The organism is Arthrobacter sp. MDT2-34-1, assembly GCF_059091365.1.
The window spans coordinates 523,668-543,762 of sequence record NZ_JBNHGO010000002.1 but is presented as its reverse complement, the minus strand read 5'-3'; the positions used below and the strand labels follow the sequence as shown (position 1 = coordinate 543,762).

Annotated in this window: 17 protein-coding genes and 1 riboswitch; of the genes, 8 read left to right on the top strand and 9 right to left on the bottom strand. The window is 68.7% G+C overall.

Features of this window, described 5'->3' with window-relative positions:
- Positions 1-197: 197 nt before the first annotated feature.
- Positions 198-1,826: a chaperonin GroEL gene (gene groL, locus AC5RVV_RS12900; RefSeq protein WP_494001781.1), complete on the top strand. Its 1,629-nt coding sequence runs from the start codon at positions 198-200 to the stop codon at positions 1,824-1,826.
- An 85-nt stretch (positions 1,827-1,911) separates the two neighbouring features.
- Here the strand turns inward: groL and AC5RVV_RS12895 are convergent, their stop codons facing one another.
- On the bottom strand, positions 1,912-2,832 hold the full coding sequence (locus AC5RVV_RS12895) for a DUF4031 domain-containing protein (RefSeq protein ID WP_494001780.1): 921 nt from the start codon (positions 2,830-2,832) through the stop codon (positions 1,912-1,914).
- A 115-nt stretch (positions 2,833-2,947) separates the two neighbouring features.
- On the opposite strand from AC5RVV_RS12895, the gene AC5RVV_RS12890 reads away from it, so the two are divergent.
- Positions 2,948-3,973 (top strand): RNase H family protein, encoded by a 1,026-nt coding sequence (locus AC5RVV_RS12890; protein ID WP_494001779.1) that lies wholly within the window; start codon positions 2,948-2,950, stop codon positions 3,971-3,973.
- A gap of 73 nt (positions 3,974-4,046) precedes the next feature.
- On the opposite strand, the gene AC5RVV_RS12885 is transcribed toward AC5RVV_RS12890, so the two are convergent.
- From AC5RVV_RS12885 to AC5RVV_RS12875, 3 genes are all read right to left on the bottom strand, one after another.
- Positions 4,047-4,337, bottom strand: coding sequence for a WXG100 family type VII secretion target (locus tag AC5RVV_RS12885; RefSeq protein WP_494001778.1), 291 nt, complete (start codon positions 4,335-4,337; stop codon positions 4,047-4,049).
- A gap of 119 nt (positions 4,338-4,456) precedes the next feature.
- On the bottom strand, positions 4,457-5,914 hold the full coding sequence (locus tag AC5RVV_RS12880) for a sensor histidine kinase (protein WP_494001777.1): 1,458 nt from the start codon (positions 5,912-5,914) through the stop codon (positions 4,457-4,459).
- A gap of 3 nt (positions 5,915-5,917) precedes the next feature.
- Positions 5,918-6,628 carry a response regulator transcription factor gene (locus tag AC5RVV_RS12875; RefSeq protein ID WP_494001776.1) on the bottom strand — a complete coding sequence of 237 codons (711 nt, stop codon included), beginning with the start codon at positions 6,626-6,628 and terminating at the stop codon, positions 5,918-5,920.
- A 178-nt stretch (positions 6,629-6,806) separates the two neighbouring features.
- Between AC5RVV_RS12875 and AC5RVV_RS12870 the strand changes: the two genes are divergently transcribed.
- Positions 6,807-7,070: a hypothetical protein gene (locus AC5RVV_RS12870; RefSeq protein ID WP_494001775.1), complete on the top strand. Its 264-nt coding sequence runs from the start codon at positions 6,807-6,809 to the stop codon at positions 7,068-7,070.
- An 85-nt stretch (positions 7,071-7,155) separates the two neighbouring features.
- Here the strand turns inward: AC5RVV_RS12870 and AC5RVV_RS12865 are convergent, their stop codons facing one another.
- The 3 genes from AC5RVV_RS12865 to AC5RVV_RS12855 form a co-directional block, all read right to left on the bottom strand.
- On the bottom strand, positions 7,156-8,811 hold the full coding sequence (locus AC5RVV_RS12865; protein ID WP_494001774.1) for a DNA repair helicase XPB: 1,656 nt from the start codon (positions 8,809-8,811) through the stop codon (positions 7,156-7,158).
- Positions 8,812-11,415: a helicase-associated domain-containing protein gene (locus tag AC5RVV_RS12860; protein ID WP_494001773.1), complete on the bottom strand. Its 2,604-nt coding sequence runs from the start codon at positions 11,413-11,415 to the stop codon at positions 8,812-8,814.
- A gap of 116 nt (positions 11,416-11,531) precedes the next feature.
- Positions 11,532-11,786 (bottom strand): hypothetical protein, encoded by a 255-nt coding sequence (locus AC5RVV_RS12855; protein ID WP_494001772.1) that lies wholly within the window; start codon positions 11,784-11,786, stop codon positions 11,532-11,534.
- A gap of 230 nt (positions 11,787-12,016) precedes the next feature.
- On the opposite strand from AC5RVV_RS12855, the gene AC5RVV_RS12850 reads away from it, so the two are divergent.
- Genes AC5RVV_RS12850 through AC5RVV_RS12840 form a run of 3 tightly spaced genes read left to right on the top strand, consistent with a single transcriptional unit; the run spans position 12,017 to position 14,555 of the window.
- A complete protein-coding gene (locus AC5RVV_RS12850; protein WP_494001885.1) occupies positions 12,017-12,400 on the top strand; it encodes a cold-shock protein in 384 nt (127 codons plus the stop codon).
- A gap of 10 nt (positions 12,401-12,410) precedes the next feature.
- A complete protein-coding gene (locus tag AC5RVV_RS12845) occupies positions 12,411-13,241 on the top strand; it encodes a DUF3027 domain-containing protein (protein ID WP_494001771.1) in 831 nt (276 codons plus the stop codon).
- Positions 13,242-13,289: 48 nt separating this feature from the next.
- Entirely contained in the window at positions 13,290-14,555 is a 1,266-nt protein-coding gene (locus AC5RVV_RS12840) for an MFS transporter (RefSeq protein ID WP_494001770.1), read from the top strand.
- A 103-nt stretch (positions 14,556-14,658) separates the two neighbouring features.
- Here AC5RVV_RS12840 and AC5RVV_RS12835 read toward each other — a convergent pair whose 3' ends face one another.
- Together AC5RVV_RS12835 and serC are read right to left on the bottom strand one after the other, a co-directional pair.
- Positions 14,659-16,662 (bottom strand): HNH endonuclease signature motif containing protein, encoded by a 2,004-nt coding sequence (locus AC5RVV_RS12835; protein WP_494001769.1) that lies wholly within the window; start codon positions 16,660-16,662, stop codon positions 14,659-14,661.
- A 169-nt stretch (positions 16,663-16,831) separates the two neighbouring features.
- Positions 16,832-17,965, bottom strand: coding sequence for a phosphoserine transaminase (gene serC / locus AC5RVV_RS12830; protein WP_494001768.1), 1,134 nt, complete (start codon positions 17,963-17,965; stop codon positions 16,832-16,834).
- Between the two features lie 248 nt (positions 17,966-18,213).
- Here serC and AC5RVV_RS12825 point away from each other — a divergent pair, with 248 nt between their 5' ends.
- Together AC5RVV_RS12825 and AC5RVV_RS12820 are read left to right on the top strand one after the other, a co-directional pair.
- Positions 18,214-18,909, top strand: a complete 696-nt coding sequence (locus AC5RVV_RS12825) for an iron-dependent transcriptional repressor DtxR (RefSeq protein WP_494001767.1) — start codon at positions 18,214-18,216, stop codon at positions 18,907-18,909.
- Between the two features lie 99 nt (positions 18,910-19,008).
- Positions 19,009-19,222, top strand: a riboswitch (cyclic di-AMP (ydaO/yuaA leader).
- A 177-nt stretch (positions 19,223-19,399) separates the two neighbouring features.
- Positions 19,400-19,996 (top strand): M23 family metallopeptidase, encoded by a 597-nt coding sequence (locus AC5RVV_RS12820; RefSeq protein ID WP_494001766.1) that lies wholly within the window; start codon positions 19,400-19,402, stop codon positions 19,994-19,996.
- Positions 19,997-20,095: the final 99 nt, after the last annotated feature.

Here is a 20,095-nt window from a genome sequence, read left to right as displayed (position 1 = left end):
ATTATTGAGTTAGCACTCTCGCGGGCTGACTGCTAAGAAAGCCTGTAGGGAGTGAAACCCGCCACCTCGGTGAGGTGAGCGGCGCGGCGTACCGAATCCGCCGTCGTCGTGAGCCGTCCGTCGCGGGCACCGCAGGTGGCCAGCAGCCGTCAAAAGCTGCGTCCAGTGTCTATTGTCCAGAAGGGACGTAAGCCGCTATGGCAAAGATCATTGCATTTGACGAAGAGGCCCGCCGCGGCCTCGAGCGCGGACTCAACACCCTCGCTGACGCCGTTAAGGTAACCCTCGGCCCGCGTGGCCGCAACGTCGTGCTCGAAAAGAAGTGGGGCGCCCCCACGATCACCAACGATGGTGTTTCCATCGCCAAGGAGATCGAGCTGGACGACCCGTACGAGAAGATCGGCGCCGAGCTGGTCAAGGAAGTCGCCAAGAAGACCGACGACGTCGCCGGTGACGGCACCACCACCGCCACCGTCCTGGCCCAGGCCCTGGTCAAGGAAGGCCTGCGCAACGTTGCTGCCGGCGCCGACCCGCTGAGCCTGAAGCGCGGCATCGAGAAGGCTGTTGACGCCGTCACCACCGAGCTCATCGCTTCCGCCAAGGAAATCGAGACCAAGGAACAGATCGCCGCTACCGCGTCGATCTCCGCCGGAGATCCGCAGATCGGCGAGCTGATCGCCGAGGCCTTGGACAAGGTGGGCAAGGAAGGCGTCGTCACGGTCGAGGAGTCCAACACCTTCGGCCTGGAGCTTGAGCTCACCGAAGGCATGCGCTTCGACAAGGGCTACCTGTCCGCATACTTCGTCACCGACGCAGAGCGCCAGGAGACGGTCCTCGAGGATCCGTACATCCTGATCGTCAACTCCAAGATCTCCAACGTGAAGGACCTGGTTGGCATCCTGGAGAAGGTCATGCAGTCGGGCAAGCCGCTGCTGATCATCGCCGAGGACGTCGAGGCCGAGGCCCTGGCCACCCTGATCGTGAACAAGATGCGCGGCACCTTCAAGTCCGTGGCCGTCAAGGCTCCGGGCTTCGGTGACCGCCGCAAGGCCATGCTGGCCGACATCGCCATCCTGACCGGCGGCCAGGTCATCGCCGAAGAGGTCGGCCTCAAGCTGGAGAACGCCACCCTGGACCTGCTGGGCCAGGCCCGCAAGGTGGTTGTCACCAAGGACGAGACCACCATTGTCGAAGGTGCCGGCGAAGCCGACGCCATCGCCGGGCGCGTCAACCAGATCCGTGCCGAGATCGAGAACTCCGATTCCGACTACGACCGCGAGAAGCTGCAGGAGCGCCTGGCCAAGCTGGCCGGCGGCGTTGCAGTCATCAAGGCCGGTGCCGCAACCGAGGTCGAGCTCAAGGAGCGCAAGCACCGCATCGAGGACGCTGTCCGCAACGCGAAGGCTGCCGTTGAGGAAGGCATCGTCGCCGGTGGCGGCGTGGCCCTGATCCAGGCCGGCGCCAAGGCGTTCGCCAACCTCAACCTCGAAGGCGACGAAGCAACCGGCGCCAACATCGTCAAGGTTGCCATCGACGCTCCGCTGAAGCAGATCGCACTCAACGCCGGCTTGGAGCCGGGCGTCGTGGCCGACAAGGTCCGCGGCCTGGCCGACGGCCACGGCCTGAACGCCGCCACCGGTGTCTACGAGGACCTGCTGGCTGCCGGCGTGAACGATCCGGTCAAGGTGACCCGCTCTGCCCTGCAGAACGCGGCCTCCATCGCCGGCCTGTTCCTGACCACCGAAGCCGTTGTCGCCGACAAGCCGGAGAAGGCCGCTCCGGCCATGCCGGGCGGCGACGAGATGGGCGGCATGGGCGGCTTCTAAGCTTCCCCGCCACCACCTCGGCTTGACAGCAGGCCACGGTTCAGCGAGGCGCGGTTCCCGTCACGGGAGCCGCGCCTCGCGGCCTTTAACCCCTTTCCGGAGCGAGCCAGTCGGGCCTCTCGTGCCAGGCTTCCAGCTCGGCGGCGAGGTTGTGCCGGGCACGCTCCAGCCACTTCTCCCGGGCGGACGGGGTCCGGTAGAGCGGATCCAGCGCCAACAGACCACGGACGACGGCGGTGCGCCCGGCGGCGAAGTCGGCGTCGGGCACGTGCGCATAGTCTTTGCGGACGTCCCGGACATAGCTGCGGTACTCCGCCGGCGTTCCGCCGAGGACGGACAGGTCGGCGTCGCACAGCAGGGCACCGGTCCGATCCTGCGGGCCGGGCGAATGGGTGGCCGTGAGCAGGACCAGCCGGACCACTTCGGCCGTCTCCTCGCCGCTGCAGCCCGCGGCCGGCAGGCAGGCAGCCGCGAGATCAGCCGATTCCTGTTCGTCGACGCCGGGCCGGCCGTTGTAGACGGCGTCGTGGAACCAGGCCGCCAACCATACTGCCCGCGGCCGGGGAACGGACCCGGCCGGGGCAGTGAGCTGTTCCAGCGCCTCCAGGACAGCCAGCAGGTGGCCGGGGCCGTGGTAGTGGCGGTGCGGTTCTCCCCAACGGTCCAGCAGGTCGCGGCCGAGGTTCTCCTGCCCGGGCAGCAGCTCGTTCCACCGGCGGAGCAGCACCCTGCGCAGCCTCTCCGGGCGCTGACGGGCCGGTACCCGCAACCCGCTCGCCTGCAACCGGCGGGTCAGGTCACCGGCGCTGACTTCGACGGCACCCAGCCTGACCAGCTCGGCGTAGCGGCTGGCCGGCACATCGTAGTGGTCCCGGTCGAAGGCCCGCTCGCGGATCTCGGCTGCCGCGGCGAAGCGGTGCAGCTCGGCCAGCGACGTGTCGGAGACCAGATGGGAAAAGCGGGTGCCGTGCGCGGGCCAGAGCGGAGGATCGATGAGTATTGCCACGTGCCCAGCCTAGGGCCAAGAATGTCTGCCCCGCGCCCGCCCTAGGGCCAGGAATGTAGGCCACGTGCCCCGCGCACGGACAGGAACGGTGGCCGGATCTGAAAAGATGGAGATCATGACTATCACTGCTGCCGCCGATGGCTCCGCGCTCGGCAACCCCGGACCCGCTGGCTGGGCCTGGTACATCGACGACACCGCGTGGGCTGCCGGGGGCTGGCCACACGGCACCAACAACCAGGGCGAGCTGATGGCTGTGCTGGACCTGTTCCGGGCCACTGCGCACCTGCCGCAGGAACACCTGCGCGTGTTGTGTGACAGCCAGTACGTGATCAACTGCGTGACCAAGTGGATGCCGGGTTGGAAGCGGCGGGGCTGGAAGAAGGCCGACGGCAAGCCGGTGCTGAACGTCGACCTGCTCAAAGACATCGACGCCGCGATCAAGGGCCGCAGCTACGAGTTCGAGTGGGTGAAGGGCCACGCCGGACACAGGCTGAACGAAGCCGCCGACGAACGCGCCCGAGCGGTGGCCCTGGCCTTCCAGAACGGCACCGGCGCACCGGCCGGCCCGGGCTTTCCCGGTGGACCGGGAACCTCCGGCAGCGCCGTCATCGGATCTGCGCGGGCTGCCGCCGCCCGCCCGGGAACCACCCCGGCTGCCGCCGCCCGCCCGGGAACCACCCCGGCTGCCGCCGCCCGCCCGGGAAACACCCCGGCTGCCCGGCCGGCGGCCGCAGTCGTGCCGGAACCCGATCTTTTTTCCGAGTTGGAAGACTTCGCCGACCCGGCCGCTGTCGGGGACGCCGCGGAAGAGCTGGTGGTGCGGCTCGAGAAGGAGCTGCTCAACCCCGTCGTCCGGGCAGACTACGGGCGCTTGGCCGTGCTGCTGCACCCCGACTTCGCCGAGATTGGCGAAGCAGGCCGGATGTGGACGCGGGACGCGATGATCAGCGAACTTCAGGAAAGCCCGGAGCTCGACGCGTCCATGGAGGTCTTCGCCGTCGAACGGCTGGGAGAAGACAGCATCCTGCTGACCTACCGGAGCGTCCGCCGCGACAGTTCGGCCCTGCGCAGTTCGCTCTGGCTGCGCGAAGGCGGGCGGTGGCGCCTGCGGTTCCACCAGGGCACACCCGAGCAGGACTGAACGCCCGGCCGCACACCCGGCGGCGCCGCGGCCAAACCCTGCGGCCTCGCACCGGCACCCGCCCGGACGAAGGTCAGGCCAGGAACATCCGGGCGTTGGCCTCCTCGGCCTGCGAGTACTGCTGGGAGGCGTGGGACAACGCCGCGTTGATGCTGGCCAAGGATTCCTCCACCTTCAGCTGGGTGGCCCGCCAGTCCGTGATCAGCTGCTGGAAGTTCGTCGCCGCCGAACCGGTCCACAGCGACTCCAACTCGCGCAGCCCGGACTGCATGGTGTTCACCTCCGCCTGCAGCCGTCCGATGGTGCCCTGGACAGCGAGGCTCTTGGCGGCCAGAGCCTCGCTGTCTACCTGGAATACGGCCATGGTGTCCTCCGCTCGTGGATGAATCTGTCCGACACGTTCAGGCTAAGCAGCGGCGGAAGATGCCGCGAGACCCGAACCGACGGATGTGGAAAACCCCCAAGCGAGGGACGGGCCCGCGGTCACCCGAGGTCGAAGGCGCCGTCCTCGTCCGCCGGCGGGTGATACGGGATCCGGATGGACATGGTTGCCCCGCCGCCCGGGGTTTCAGCCAGCCTGACGCTTCCGTCGTGCTGGGCCACCAGGGCCGCGACGATGGCCAGGCCGAGCCCGGTGCCTCCGGTTTCGCGATCGCGGGAGGTGTCCGCCCGGTAGAAACGTTCGAACACCCGCGCGGCCTCGTCTTCGGAGATGCCCGGTCCGTGGTCGCGGATCTCCAGGACGGAATCCAGGCGGTCCTCGCTCGCGGGCTGGACGCCGACGGCGATCTCCAGCGGTGAGCCGTCGGGTGTGTAGCGCAGGGCGTTCGTGACCAGGTTGGCGACCACCTGGCGCAGCCGGGCCTCGTCGCCCACGATCGGGGCGGGCCGCGGCGCCCCGCCGTCGAGCCCCACGACCGTAATGGCGCGGTTGGGGGCGCTGGCCCGTGCATCCAACGCCGCATCATTGCCGAGCATGAGGAGATCCAGCGGCCTGGTTTCGAGCGGACGCTGTTCGTCCACCCGTGCCAGGGTCAGCAGGTCTTCCACGAGCTGGCCCATGCGCTTGGCTTCGCTCTCGATCCGGCCCATGGCCGCACCGACGTCGTCGGGCGTCTGCAGCGCGCCGTGCCGGTACAGCTCGGAGAAGCCGCGGATGGTGACCAGCGGGGTGCGCAGCTCGTGCGAGGCATCCTGGACGAAACGCCGCATTCGCTGTTCGGACGCGGTCCGGGACGCGAAGGCGGTTTCGATGTGCGCGAGCATGGCGTTCAGGGAACTGGACAGCCGGCCCACTTCGGTCGCCGGGTTCAGCACGTCGACGCGGCGGGAGAGGTCCCCGGCGGCAATGGCCGCTGCCGTTTTCTCCACCCGCGCCAAGGGCCGGAAGGAACGGGTGACGGCCAGCCACACGATGCCGATGGCGGCCACCGTGGCCGAGACGGCGATCAGAAGCGTGCTGGCCGCAACCTTGTCGAAGGTGCTGTTCACCTCGCTGTAGCTCACCGCCACCGCGACGGAGCCGGAATCGTTCTGGAGGGGCGTGACCCACACCCGCCAGCCCTGGCTGTCCCGTTCGGTGCCGGCAACGTGGAACCCCCGGCCTTCGAGTGCCTGGGCCCGGTCGGGGGTAATGTCCCGCAGGTCCGGGCGGTCACCCGTTGGGTTGGTGTCAAGCGTGAGCTCGCCGCTGCGGGTGAACAAGGCGCCGTAATACCTCGACGAGTAGGACATTCCGGTGGGGGCCGTCGCCTCACGGACCAGGAAGGACGAGATGGACTGGCGGTTCTTGAGCAGGTCCTCGTCGAGCTGCCTCACCAGCGTGTCGTGAAGCTGGGTCAGGATCAGCGCCGAGGTCAGGGACAGGGTGGCGACCATGAGCACGCCCATGATCAGCACCAGCTGCGACCGCAGGGATGCTGACTTCCATCGATCCAGCATGGATCAGCGGCGGTCGGCCGTGCGCAGCAGGTACCCCACGCCGCGCTTGGTCTGGATCAGCGGCGGAGTATCCGGATTCGTGTCGATCTTCCGGCGCAGGTAGGAGATGTAGGACTCGACAATCGAGGCGTCGCCGTTGAAGTCGTACTCCCAGACATGGTCCAGGATCTGCGCCTTGGAGAGCACGCGGTTGGGGTTCAGCATCAGGTAGCGCAGCAGCTTGAACTCGGTGGGGGAGAGGTCGATGACGTCGCCGCCCCGGCGCACCTCGTGCGCGTCGTCGTCGAGCTCCAGGTCGTCCACCTGGATGATCGCGTCGTCTTCCAGCAGCGGCCGGGTGCGGCGGAGCACGGCGCGGATCCGGGCCACCACTTCGTCCAGGCTGAACGGCTTGGTCACGTAGTCGTCGCCGCCGACCGTCAGGCCGGTGACCTTGTCTTCGGTTTCGTCGCGGGCGGTGAGGAAGACCACGGGGAAATGCCTGCCGGAGGCCCGCAGCTTGCGGGTGACGGTGAACCCGTCCATGTCCGGCAGCATTACGTCCAGCACGGCCAGATCCGGTAAATGCTCTTCGGCGGCGTCCAGGGCCTCGCGGCCGTTGGCCGCAGCCACTACCTCGAATCCTGCGAACCGCAGCGAGGTGGACAGCAGTTCCCGGATGTTCGGCTCGTCGTCGACGACCAGCAGTTTGGCTTCGGGCTCAGGCTTTTTCACCCTTTCAGTGTGCTCCCGGTTTCTGGGAGTTTGCTGAGTGAATGCTGCGCGTGTAGGGCGGCCCGGATGCCCCATGCCCGGCCGGGGCAAATGGGTCGTTTGCCCGATGCTGCCACACCTGTCGGCGGCGGATTCTTGATTCGTCGGCGACAGTCCGGCACAAGCCGAAAGGGAAATCATGCAGTCAGCAGTATTGGCCCGCGAATCTGAAGCAACGGATCTTTATGAGGCGGTTGAGGAGTTCGACGGTTCCCAAACCTTGAAACTCCGGCAGTTGCTCCGCGACACGGCGAGGGCGCTGAGCGCGGCGGCGGGCACCGCACGCCGAAGCCTTGCCCGTCGCCGCATGGACCGGCGCCGCTGGGCGGTTGATTACCAGCGGCTGGAGGAAGTCCGCGAAGAGGCCTTCCTCCAGTTGTACCGAAACGGCGGCCTGCGCTGAGGCCGGCGGCAGCCCCAAAGCGGCCTTCCTCCAGTTGTACCGAAACGGCGGCCTGCGCTGAGGCCGGCGGCAGCCCCAAAGCGGCCTACGGCTGCAGCACGTCGTTGGCATCCTTGATGGTGTAGGCGTAGCCCTGCTCGGCCAGGAAGCGCTGGCGTTTGGCCGCGAAGTCCTGGTCCAGCGTGTCCCGCGACACCACCGTGTAGAACCGGGCAGCCCGGCCGTCCGACTTCGGGCGCAGGAGCCGGCCCAGGCGCTGGGCTTCTTCCTGCCGCGAGCCGAACGAACCGGACACCTGGATGGCCACGGTGGCTTCGGGCAGGTCGATGGAGAAGTTGGCGACCTTGGAGACGACCAGCGTCTGCAGTTCGCCGCGGCGGAACGCGTCGAACAGGCGCTGCCGTTCCTTCACCGACGTCTCGCCCTTGATCAGGGGCGCGTCCAGGTGCGCGGCAATCTCATCCAGTTGGTCGATGTACTGTCCGATCACCAGCAGCTGCTCGCCCCGGTGAGCCCGCACCAGGGCATCGACCACCGGGGTCTTGGTCGGCGACGTTGCGCACAGCCGGTACTTGTCGCCGTCGTCGGCCATGGCGTAGGCCACCCGCTCGTCCCGCGGCAGGTCCACCCGGACTTCGACGCAGTCGGCGGGGGCGATGTAGCCCTGCGCCTCGATGTCCTTCCACGGCGCGTCGTAGCGCTTCGGGCCGATCAGCGAGAACACCTCGCCCTCGCGGCCGTCCTCGCGCACCAGCGTCGCCGTCAGCCCCAGTCGCCGCCGCGCCTGCAGGTCAGCGGTCATCCGGAACATCGGGGCCGGGAGCAGGTGCACCTCGTCATAGATGATCAGACCCCAGTCGTTGGCATCCAGGAGCTCCAGGTGCGGGTGCAGCCCGCCGCGGCGCATGGTCAGCACCTGGTAGGTGGCGATGGTGACCGGCCGGACCTCCTTGACCGAACCGGAGTATTCGCCCACCTCCTCCGCGGTCAGGGAGGTCCGGCGGACCAGTTCGTCCTTCCACTGCCGCGCGGAGACGGTGTTGGTCACCAGCACCAGGGTGGTGGTGGAGCTGGTGGCCATCGCGGCCGCGCCGACCAGCGTCTTGCCGGCCCCGCACGGCAGGACGACGACGCCGGAACCGCCGGCCCAGAAATTCTCCACGGCCAGGCGCTGGTATGGCCGCAGCTGCCAGCCGCCGGGTTCCGCGGATTCGGCCAGCGCGATCGGATGCGGCGTGCCGTCGACGTAGCCGGCCAGGTCCTCCGCGGGCCAGCCCAGCTTGAGCAGCAGTTGCTTGAGCTGGCCGCGCTGGGAGGAGTGCACCACGGTGGTCTCGGCATCGATCCGCGGACCCAGCAGCGGCCGGATCTTCTTGGCGTGCATGACCTCTTCGAGCACCGGGTAGTCGGTGGTGCGCAGCACGAGGCCATGCTGCGGGTCCTTCTCCAGCCGCAGCCGCCCGTAGCGGGACATGGTGTCCTCGATGTCCACGAGCAACGCGTGCGGCACCGGGAAGCGGGAGTAGTTCAGCAGCGTGTCCAGCACCTGTTCGGCGTCCAGCCCGGCCGCGCGCGCGTTCCACAGCCCCAGCGGAGTGATCCGGTAGGAATGCATGTGCTCCGGTGCGCGCTCCAGTTCGGCGAACGCGGCGATGGCGTGCCGGGCCTCGGTGGCCTGTTCGTGGTCCACTTCCAGCAGGATGGTCTTGTCGCTCTGGACGATCAGGGGTCCGTTGGCCATTCAGCTGCCCTCCACTAGTTCGATGTCCATGACGCGGTGGATGGAGACGGTGCGCTCGCTGTCACGGTCGGGGTCGAAGACCCGCACCCGCCCGCCGCTGACGGACAGCGGGAGCATCACCTGGCGCCGGTGGTTGCCGTCCGGGTCCACGATCCCGATCCGCACCTTCTGTTTCAACCGGACCGCGGTGCGCAGCGTTTCCAGCGCCAACAGCGGCCCGGCCTCGGCGGCCGGGCGGGCGGGAACGCCGCTGCTCCGCAGCATCGCCAACTGCGCATCCGTGTCTTCAGCGGTGAGTTCCCAAGGGTTCGTCCTGACCGGGAACGACGACGGCGCCCGGCCGGCCTGCGCCGCGCCGGAGCCATCGGGCGGAGGGTTGTCAGCGGAAGTGCTGCCGCCGGCGCCCGTCCTGCGGCCGGCGCCCGCCCCGCCGTCGGGGCACGTTCCGCCGCCCAGAGCCGCGCCGTCGTCGGCCTCCGGAGCCGGCGCATAACCGAGCTGGCGCAGGGAGGCGATCAGGTCGCGGGGACCGACCCGCGACACCAGCACCGTAGGGGCCAGCCGGCGCAGGCCCAGGCGGGCCGTGCGCGGGTCGGCGAGGAGGTCCGTCAGGGCATCTTCGTCGTCGCTGCGCAGGAAACTCGCGGCCGATCCGACCCGCAGCGCGCCGTGCCGGGAAGCGGTGTCCTCCACCAGGTACTCCAGCGGCTGCGGCACGCCGGTGGCCGAATGCCGGGTCAGGAAGCCGAGGATGCCGGCCGCATCCCGGCCGGCGTCCAGGGCGCGGCGAATGCTGTCGGCCGAGAACCGGTAGATGGCCGCCGGGCCCTGGCCTTCGGCGTCGGACAGCAGGGACAGTTCGGCGGCGATGTCCGGGGCCAGATACCCGGGAGCAACGGCCGTCAGGTCCGCCTGCAGCATGAATTGGTCCAGCGGTGCCGGCAGCTGCTCCGCCAGCAGCGCGGCGGCCTCGGCCAGCCGGTCCTGCGCCGTGGCCCGCCCCAGATCGGTCAGCGCGCCGGAGCCGGTGAGACCCAGCCGCGCGGCCTCGGTCAGGATGCCCGGGACCAGCCGCTTGTACCGGCGCTGCTGCCGGGGCCGCCGCCAGACCAGGTAGGCGGTAACCGCTTCCGGCGAGGGCGCCGGCGTGCTGCCGCTGGTCGCTCCACCCTCTTCCGGGGCACCCTGTCCCGCCCGATCTGTGACTGAATCGGCCGCGCCGCAGAGTTCGTCCAGTGCCTCGAGCACGTGGCGCCGGACTGCCGGTGCATCGGGCCGCGACGCTTCGGCTGCCAGCGCATTAATGGCGGTGTCCGACGTCGTCCGCCCGCCCACCAATGACGGCGCCCGGTCGAGCTGGAGCCAGGACGCGACCAGCAGCTGCCATTGGTCCCGGCGCTCCAGGGAGCCGAACGTGGCGCCCGCAGGGACCACCCAGCGGGAGGTATCAACGTCCAGGACGACGAGGCCGGCGGCGGCGGACAGCTCCAGCAGCCAGCTGGTCATGCCCGGCTCGATCCGCAACGCCTCGGCCAGCCGCCGGACTTCGCGGACCCCCACGCCGCCGGCCCGCAGCGTGGCTACCGGGCCCCGGCGAATCTGTTCCAACAGTTCGGCCACCAGCCGCAGCGTCTCGGCCGCGGCAGAGAAAGCGGCGTTGTCGCGCAGCGAATTCCGGACCTGCCGGGCTGCAACCTCCGGCGGCCGCGTGTGCCAGGGGTCAACCACGGCGCCGCCGCGCACCGCCAGGCCGACCGGCCGGGGGAGCTCCACGTGCGATGCGTCGATGGGCACCAGCAGCGCATGGGCGGCCAGCCAGTCGATGGGTGAGGCGGCGTCTCGTAGGCCTGTATCGGCCAGCCGGTGCGGCAGCGCCCCGAGCGGGGAGCGGTGGAATTTCCCGAGCAGCTCCTCCGTATGCTCGGGCGCCCGGGCCATCAGCGCCGGCCAGGTCCGCGGGTCGGCGAGCCAGCTCCCGAGGGCGGCGGCTGCCCGGACGCCCGGGGACGGGGCGCCCGCGCTTTCGTCCGGGTCCGGCTCGCCAACGTCGGCGGGGAGGGCATGACCGGCCTCCCGCAGCAGCCGCTCCGTACGGATTAAATGGTCGGCGGCCACGGGGCTGGCGGCGGCCAGGGCTGCGTAGCTGCGACCGAGGCCGGACGGGTAAGGTCCCAGTGCTTCGGCCAGGCTCGCCACCGGTAGGTAGGCCGGGGAAGGAGGGGCGGCACCGCCGTCGTCGTCGGAGGGCGCTTCGGCGAGCAGCAGCAGGGCCAGCCCGTGCAGCCGCGCCAGGCACGAGTCCAGTTCGTGAAGGGTCGCCGTGCCGTCCGGGGGCACAAGCAACGGCCGCAGGGAGCGGGCGTCGGCGGCGCGTCCGGCATCCACGTCGGTGCTGAGCACTACGGCTTCGAGTACCTCCAGCTCGGGCCTGGACAGCTGCTCCAGCACCCGCTGCAGGCTGATCCGCGTGCACGCGCGCGCAGCCAGCGCGGAAAGGTCCGGCACGGCCGGGAGGCAGAGATCCGGACGGGCGCCAAACAATTGCCGCAGCTCGGTGTCGCTGCGGGCGGCCAGTTGACCAGCCAGGGCGCGGATGGAGGACACCGGATTAACGTTACCCCGGGCCTCTGCGGCGCGACGGTGCCGAGGCGGGACTCGGGAGCGGCTGCTGCGCGCTGGCTGTCCGCTAGCTGGAGCGGCTGCTTCGCGCTGGCTGCCCGCTAGCTGCGGCGGCGGCGGCGGACGCTGCCGGCCACCAGCAGCACCATCAGCACGAAGGCGATCGGAAAGCAGAACCAGGCCAGTCCCAGAAAGCCGGCCCACACCTCGGTTCCGGCCATGGCACCGGCCAAAATCACGCCCAGGCTGCCCAAACCGGTCAACAGCGCGACGATGGCGGCAAGGACCAGCACTCGGTGCAAAGCACCGGACTCGGCGGGGCGGGACGGCTTGTGGGCGGGGACGGTTGCGGGCATGACACCAGATTACAGCCGCCATTCCGGGGCCTCATTCCGGGTGCTCACGCCACGAGCGGAAAGCGGCGGGCAACGGGCTCGGCGGTCAGCGGAACGCGATAACCTAGAGACAGACTTTCCCCGATTCGGCGCGGTCGCATGTGCGACCGCTGTGCTACCGGCGGGGCCCATGGTAAGAACGCAGCAGCGTGCGGTACCGCTGCATCATGAAGCAGAACGAGGTAAGCAAAGTGCCCATCGGCAAAGTCAAGTGGTTTGACACGGAAAAAGGGTTTGGATTCCTGGCCAGCGAGGACGGACAGGAAGTGTTCCTGCACGCCTCGGCGCTGCCGGCCGGCGTCAAAGACGTCAAGCCGGGAACGCGGATGGAATTCGGCATAGCCGATGGCCGCCGTGGCCCCTCCGCGCTCTCGGCGCGCATCCTCGACGCCGCTCCTTCGGTGGTCCGGGCGACGCGGAAGCCGGCCGAGGACATGGCCGTGATCACCGAAGACCTGATCAAGCTTCTGGACGAGGTCTCCAACGGCCTGCGCCGGGGCCGCTACCCCGAGCGCTCCCACGCGTCGAAGGTTGCAGCGGTGCTCCGCCGCGTAGCCGACGACCTGGACGCGTAGAGCGGCCTCGATGACTGAAAATATGACCGACGCCGGCGCTGAAACGGTTGACGAGGGGCAGGCGCTCGCCGACGAGCCGAAGGCCGAGGCGGCGCCCCGGCGTCGTCCCGCCAAGCGTGCTCCGAAATTGGACCCTGTGTTGGCCGAAGCGGTGGACCGTGCGCGCGACGGTGTGCTGGAGATCGCCCCGTCGGAGCAGATCGGTGCACACGTAGGCACGTTTGCCGACGGCGACCGCCTGGTCACCCACAGGTTCGAGGCCCAACTGGCGGGCTACGCGGGCTGGCAGTGGTTCGCCACGCTGGCCCGGGTGCCGCGGGGCAAGGAAGCAACTGTTTGCGAAGTGGGCCTGCTTCCCTCCGAGAAGTCGCTGCTGGCGCCCGAGTGGGTGCCGTGGGCCGACCGGGTTCGGCCCGAAGAAGCCGCGGCTGCGGCGGAAGCAGAGGCGGCGGAGCGCTCCGAGGCTGCTGCTGCAAACGATGGGGCAGAGGCGGCGGACGGCACCGAGGCAACTCCTGCCGATGATGCGGCAGCGACGGATCGGACCGAGGCAGCCGCGGGCGGCGTGGCGGAGGCAGCGGACGGCACCGAGGCCGCTGCTGGCGATGATGTGGAGGCGGGGGACGGCACCGAGGCCGCTCCTGCCGACCATGTGGCAGCGACGGATCGGACCGAGGCAGACGATTCCGATGTAGCCGCGGACGGCGTGGCTGCAGCCGAGGATCTGCGCCCGGCCACGGAGGACTCAGCCCACGGGAACGGCACCGAGACATCCGACGTCACCGCGACCGAGACATCCGACGTCACCGCGACCGAGGACGGCGCCGAAACTACGTCCTGACGCGACCCATCGACGAGGCAGGTGTGCAGCCGGAAAGGGCGGTAAAGCGTGTTTCGTTCACTGAGGTTGTTCAACTACCGGATCTGGTTCATTGGAGCTTTGGTCTCCAATATCGGTACGTGGATGCAGCGCACGGCGCAGGACTGGCTGGTCTACGACATCCTGACCGAGCAGGACGCCGCTGCCATGGGCATCGTGATGGCCCTGCAGATGGGGCCACAACTGGTCCTGGCTCCTTGGGCAGGGCTCGTTGCCGACCGCTTTGACCGGCAAAAGCTGCTGATGGCCACCCAGATTTCGATGGCCGTGCTGGGCTTGGCGTTGGGGTTGATGGTGATTGCCGACGTCGCCCAGTTGTGGCATGTCTACGCCTTTGCCCTGGCACTCGGCATGGTGACAGCGGTGGATGCGCCGGCACGGCAGACGTTCGTCTCGGACGTGGTGCGCGACGATTACCTGCCCAACGCAGTGGCGCTGAACAGCACGTCCTTCAACCTGGCCAGGATGGTCGGGCCGGCCATTGCCGGTGTGCTCACCGTCGCCATTGGTCCCGGACCGGTATTCCTGATCAACACCGCCACCTTCGCGGCAATGATCGCGGCGCTGCTCGCCATCCGACGGCAGGAGCTTCACCTGCGGGAGAAGGCCGCCAAGGGACGCGGGCAGATCCTCGAAGGCTTCCGGTATGTGAAGCAGCGGCCCGACCTGGTGGTGGTGCTCGCCGCCATCTTTATCATCGGTACTTTCGGCCTGAACTTTTCCGTCTTTGTCGCCTCGATGGCGCGCACCGAATTCGGCGGACATGCCGGAGATTTCGGCTTGCTCTCCTCGGTCATGGCCGCGGGTTCGGTCACCGGGTCGCTGCTTAGCGCACGGCGTGACCGGCCGCGGTTGCGCTATATCTTTGGCGCGTCGGTGGCCTTCGGCATCGCCTGCACTGTGGCAGGGCTCGCCCCCACGGTTTGGCTCTTCGGGCTGGCGCTCGTGCCGGTCGGCGCTGCCGCCATCACGATCATGACCAGCGCCAATGCGTACGTCCAGACCACGACTGCCCCCATGATGCGCGGGCGTGTCATGTCTTTGTACATGGCCATCCTGATGGGCGGGACCCCGATCGGTGCGCCTCTGGTCGGTTTGGTGGCCAACAGCTTCGGCCCGCGCTGGGGGCTGGGGGTGGCCGCGCTGTCCGGCGTGGCCGCCGCCGCGATCGGGATCGTATGGGCCTGGCGTGCCCACCACATGCGCCTGCGCTTCGACCGCTCTGCGGCCCGGAAACTAACCATTACCTACGGCGTGCCGGACCGGCGCGCCTAAGAGATTCCGAGACCGCAGGCGCCCCACGCACCCGGAAACTTCTGCTGCGTTACGGCATTCTCCGCTGGCGTCCCCGGCATTTTCTGCTCGTGTCGCGGGAAGCTCAGAATGGGGGTGGTGCGCTGGGGTCAGTGTTGTCGTCGGGCAGTTCGATGCCGCCGAGCGTGCGTTTTGGTGGTTGGTCACCGCGGTCGATGGTTTCTCGGGCGGCGGTGTCTCCGGCTGTATCTACGCCGCCGTCGGTGTTGTCTCCGTTTTCGCCGTTGGTTGCCGATTCCGTCTCCGTTGGACGGGGCAGGAGGGTGTCCCAGCCCTCGTCCGGGTAAGTGGTCTTGCGGTGGCCGGTGCGCGTGGTCCACGTGATCTCACCTTGTGGCCCGGCCTCGGCCTGGACATGCCCGGCGGTCTTCGCCGCATGGTGGGTGCTGCACAGGCACTGCAGGTTTTCCGGCACGGTCGGCCCGCCGTCGTCCCAGCCTCGGACATGGTCGATCTCGCAGTATCTGGCCGCGCGGCGGCAGCCGGGGAAGCGGCAGTGCCGGTCCCGGACACGGACCAGGCGTTTGAGCCATTCGGGCGGAATCCGCAGTTTCCGGGCGGCCGCGATCGCCTGGCCGTGGTCGTCGGTAAGCACCGGCAGCCAGGACCTGGCCAGCTGGGCCAGTTCCCGTCCCATGTCCGCCGAGATCGGTCCGTGCCCGGCCAGGTCCCCGGGCTCCTCGCCCAGTCCCAGCAGCGTGGCCAGGGGCACCGTGACCAGCATCCCCGGCCCAGCACCGCCGCAGTTACCGCCGCTGCCGCTGCCGGGTGCGGTCCGGGTGCCCACAGCGTCCCCGAGGAGCGGCCGTGGGTCTGCGACCGCCCCGGCCCTGGACGCACCACCACAGTTACCGCCGCTGCCGGCGGTTGCCTGTGCCGCGGCTGGCTCCGGTGCTGCCGGCACCGTGTCTTCTGCCGTCGTAGGCTCCACGGTGCCGGCCGGGCAGGTGCGGTCGGCCAGTATGAGATCGCAGAACACATCGGCGCGGAGTTGGGGCAGGGTCCTGGTCTCGCCGGGGCCTTGGAGGGAGCGGGCTGTGGCCTGGATCCGGTCGAAGACCAGATGCGCTTTGTCCGCGCTGGTGCGGATCCACAACTCGCCCATCCCGTCGTCCTGGTGGGTTAGCTGCACGTCCCGGGACTCGTTCGCCCGCCGGTGCCGCTGCGCCAGGGATTCCGGGTGCAGGCGGTCCCGCATCCGCCGGGCACGGGACCGCACGGTATCCAGTGTGACGTCCCCGGCGCCGGGCAGCACCGCGGCCTCAAAATCCTGCAGGCATTCCGCCGGCAGGTCCGCGCAGCCGCGGGCCAGCGCCTTCGCGCGCGGCAAGTCCAGGTCCCCGCGGCCCATCGCCTCGAGAGTGCCCGGCAGGTGCGTGCAGATCTGCCGGGCGTCGGCCAGCATGGCCCGCGCCGCGGCGTCACCGGTGCACAGATGCGCCGAGATCTCGTGGTGCGCGAAGCGGGAAAAGCCTTCCGGGTCCCGGTCGGCGCCCACCCCGGGACGCAGCCGGGCGAAGCGGTCCAACGCCTTCACCCGGCAGGACTGCACCCACGCCTCCACCCGCGCGGCAGCCAAAAGGTAATCCATGGTCTGCACGTCATCCAGTTCCGCCGGCTCCACCACCGCCAACAAACCGGCCAGCACGGCAGGCACCCCCACCCCACCCTCGGGCACCACAGGCTCGCTATCGGTGCCCTCCGGCACCACGGGCAGGCCTACCCCCTCTTCGGTGGTCCCGGCCGTCGGCTGTCCGGTGCCAGATCCCTGGGATGCTCCGGGATCCTCGGGCATTGCTGGCTGCCCGCCGCCGTCGGCTTCGGTCGGTGAGGGAGTCTCTGCAGTGTTGGCCGCCTCGGCGGCGGCAGACGCACCAAGTTCAGCGGCCGCGGGAAAGAAACCGGCGCGATCAGGCCCGATGCCATAACGCCGGAGCAGTGCCTCTGCCACCACGTGCTGCAGCAGCGCCTCCAGCAGCGAACTGTCCGGACGCGAGGGCACCCCAAGGTCCATCACCAGTCCCTGTCCCGGAACCGGGAACCGAAGCTCGTCGCCCTCGCCCTCCATATCCTCACGCTACCGGCTGCCCCGGACAGTTTAGGGTTGAGCAGAATCGCTGGATGGCGGCACGACGCCGGTGCTGGCGCAACGCCCTACGCAACGCTGCCAATGCAAAAGGTCCGGCCGCCGCGAACGGAAGCCGGACCTTTGCGAAACGACGCGAGGTCGGGGGGAGTCAGCCCTGGAACCGGTCCACCACGTAGTCGATGCAGGCCAGCAGCGCGCTGACGTCCTCCGGCTCTACGGCGACAAAGGTGGCGATGCGCAGCTGGTTGCGGCCGAGCTTGCGGTACGGCTCCACGTCCACCACTCCGTTCGCGCGCAACACCTTGGCGACCGCCGCGGCGTCAACCGACTCGTCGAAGTCCACCGTCGCGATGACGTTCGAGCGGTGCTCCGGGTTCGCCACGTACGGGGTCGCCACGGCGGAGGCCTCCGCCCACTGGTACACCCGTCCTGCCGAATCGGCGGTCCGGGCGGAAGCAAAGTCCAAACCGCCGTTGCGGTTCAGCCACTCGATCTGGGCGTTGAGCGTGACCAAGGTTGCCAGCGCGGGCGTGTTGTAGGTCTGGTTCTTCAGCGAATTGTCGATGGCCGTTTCAAGATTGAGGAAGTCCGGAATCCAGCGATCGGTGGCACCGATCCGGGCGGCCCGTTCCAGCGCTGCGGGGGAGAAGACGCCCAGCCACAGGCCGCCGTCGGACGCGAAGTTTTTCTGGGGCGCGAAGTAGTAGACGTCGCTCTGGGCGACGTCGACGTCGAGCCCGCCCGCGGCGGAGGTGGCGTCGATGAGGACCAAGGCGCCGTCGTCGGCACCCTCCACACGCTGCACCGGAGCCGCCACGCCGGTGGAGGTTTCGTTCTGCGCCCATGCATAGACATCCACGCCAACCTCAGCCCGCGGCTCCGGCCGGGAGCCGGGTTCCGAGGTGATGATGCTGGACTCGGCCAGGAACGGAGCCTTGTTGGTGGCCGCGGCGAACTTGGAGCTGAACTCCCCGAAGGACAGGTGCTGGGCCTTCTGCTCTACCAGTCCGAAGGTTGCAACGTCCCAAAACGCCGTCGAGCCGCCAACGCCGAGGATGACCTCGTAACCCTCCGGCGCCTTGAAGAACTCCTTGAGCCCTTCGCGGACGCTGCCCACCAGATGCTTCACCGGTGCCTGGCGGTGCGACGTGCCCAGGAGGTTCTTGCCGGCGGCGACCAGGGCGTCGACCTGTTCCGGGCGCACCTTGGACGGCCCGGCGCCAAAGCGCCCGTCTTTCGGCAGCAGGTCGGCGGGAATGCTGATGGACTGGGTATCGCTCATGAATACCTTTCCTGGCGTGGTGGCAATGATCTCGATGGCGGTTCGCCGTTGAACGCCCGTTTCATTCTGCCTCAACGCCGAGGGCCGCCGTTAGTTGCAGTGGGCATTGTTGCGTTGGGCGCTCGGCGCGTCAGCCCGCGGCGAAGCTGCCGGTCCGGCAAGGAAAACAGGCTAGGCTGGGGAGGGGAAAACACCCTCATGCATGCTGCTGGAGCAGCCTTTTCACCGCGCCGAGGAGCAAGAAGCCATTGACTGATCTCATCGACACTACCGAGATGTACCTGCGCACTATCCTCGAGCTCGAAGAAGAGAACATCGTCGCGCTGCGCGCCCGGATCGCCGAGCGGCTGCGCCACTCGGGCCCTACCGTGTCGCAGACGATCGGGCGGATGGAGCGGGATGGACTCGTGGTCGTCACCGGCGACAGGCATCTGGAACTGACCGAGCTGGGCCGGCGAAAAGCCACCGAAGTGATGCGCAAGCACCGACTTGCCGAGCGGCTGCTCTCCGACGTCATCGGACTGGACTGGGCCTACGTGCATGACGAGGCCTGCCGCTGGGAGCACGTGATGAGCGAGCGGGTGGAGCAGCGGCTCTACGAACTGTTGGGCAGGCCGACGGTTTCGCCGTACGGCAATCCCATCCCCGGCCTGGAAGCGCTCGGGGGCCAGCCGGCCGAAGAGTTCACCACCGGCGTGCTCAATCTGGCGCAGGCCATGGGCAGCTACACGTCCGACAAAGAGGTGAGCATCGTCAGGCTGGCGGAGCCCATCCAGGTGGAACCGGAACTGTTGCTCCAGCTGGAAGAGGGCGGTTTGAAGCCGGGCGCCAGCCTTCAGCTGGAGACCGCCGGCGAGTACATCTCCGTGCGCGTGCCGGGGATCGAAGGGGCCTTGGAGCTGCCACCGGAAGTCGCCGCGCACATCTTTGTATCAATGCGATGAAACGTTGACCCTTGAAAACACGCACCCCGGATAACGGATTTATTACTTTCGGGGACTTTTACGTATAGTTGACCCGGGCGTCGAGACATCGATTCCCACACCCTCCGCAAGCCGAGCCCTGTCGGCGGAGGCGTGTATCCGTGAGACAGGGGCGGAGGACCCACCAAGCGGCAGTATGTTCGCTGCCTTGGGGTGAAGCCGCAGCGGGCAAAGCCTCGGTGAATCGTTCCACCGGCGCTCTGTGCGGTGTGGCCGAGTTTTCTCTTGACTCGAATCCGACAGCTAACTTCGCAGGCGCTTTGGGAGAGGTAACAGAATTTTGGCAGGACACAAAGCCTCGGGACGGCGCCGTTCAACCGCCCCGGCCGAACACTCACGCCCTCGTGCCGCAACGCCCGGCCGACGCCGGGCCCAGCCTGCGCCGTCGCCGGTAGCAGCAGCCGCGCGCGACGTCGGGCATAAGACGGCGATCGTTGCAGCCGCCTCCGGGATGGCCCTGACCGTGATGCTGCCGACGACGGCCGGCGCCACCGCCGACGCCCCGCAGGATGCCCCTGCCGCCAGCAGCATCTCCGCCGCCACCGAAGCCCGGCTGACGTTCGAGCGTGCCGGCCTGACCAGCAAATTCGACCCGGACACCAAGCTGAAGCAGGTCATGGTCGCCTCGGGCAGCAATGCCAAGGTCGTCAGCAGCGAGGGCTCCCTCTCGCAGCCGATGGACGAGCTGACCATGACGTCGCCGTTCGGCTACCGCGTCAGCCCCATCACCGGCTACGCCGGGGAGCTGCACACCGGCCAGGACTACGGAGCAGCCTGCGGCACGCCGGTCCACGCAGCGGCCGGCGGAACCGTCGTCGAGGCGGGCTTCCAGGTCGGCGGCGGCGGTAACCGGATCGTGGTGGACCACGGCAACGGCCTGAAAACCACCTACAACCACCTGAGCACCATTGACACCTCCGTCGGTGCCACCGTGCAGCGCGGGGAGATGGTGGGCCAAAGCGGCACCACCGGCGCCTCAACCGGCTGCCACCTCCACTTCGAAGTCATGGTCAACGACAAGCTGGTGGACCCCACCGGCTGGCTGTGATGAACACGCCGTAACCGGAACGTGACACATACCGCAAACTGTTATAAGGTTTCACCCGTGCCAGCCGTCAACAGGCTGGCACCTTCGGGCGGAATGCCG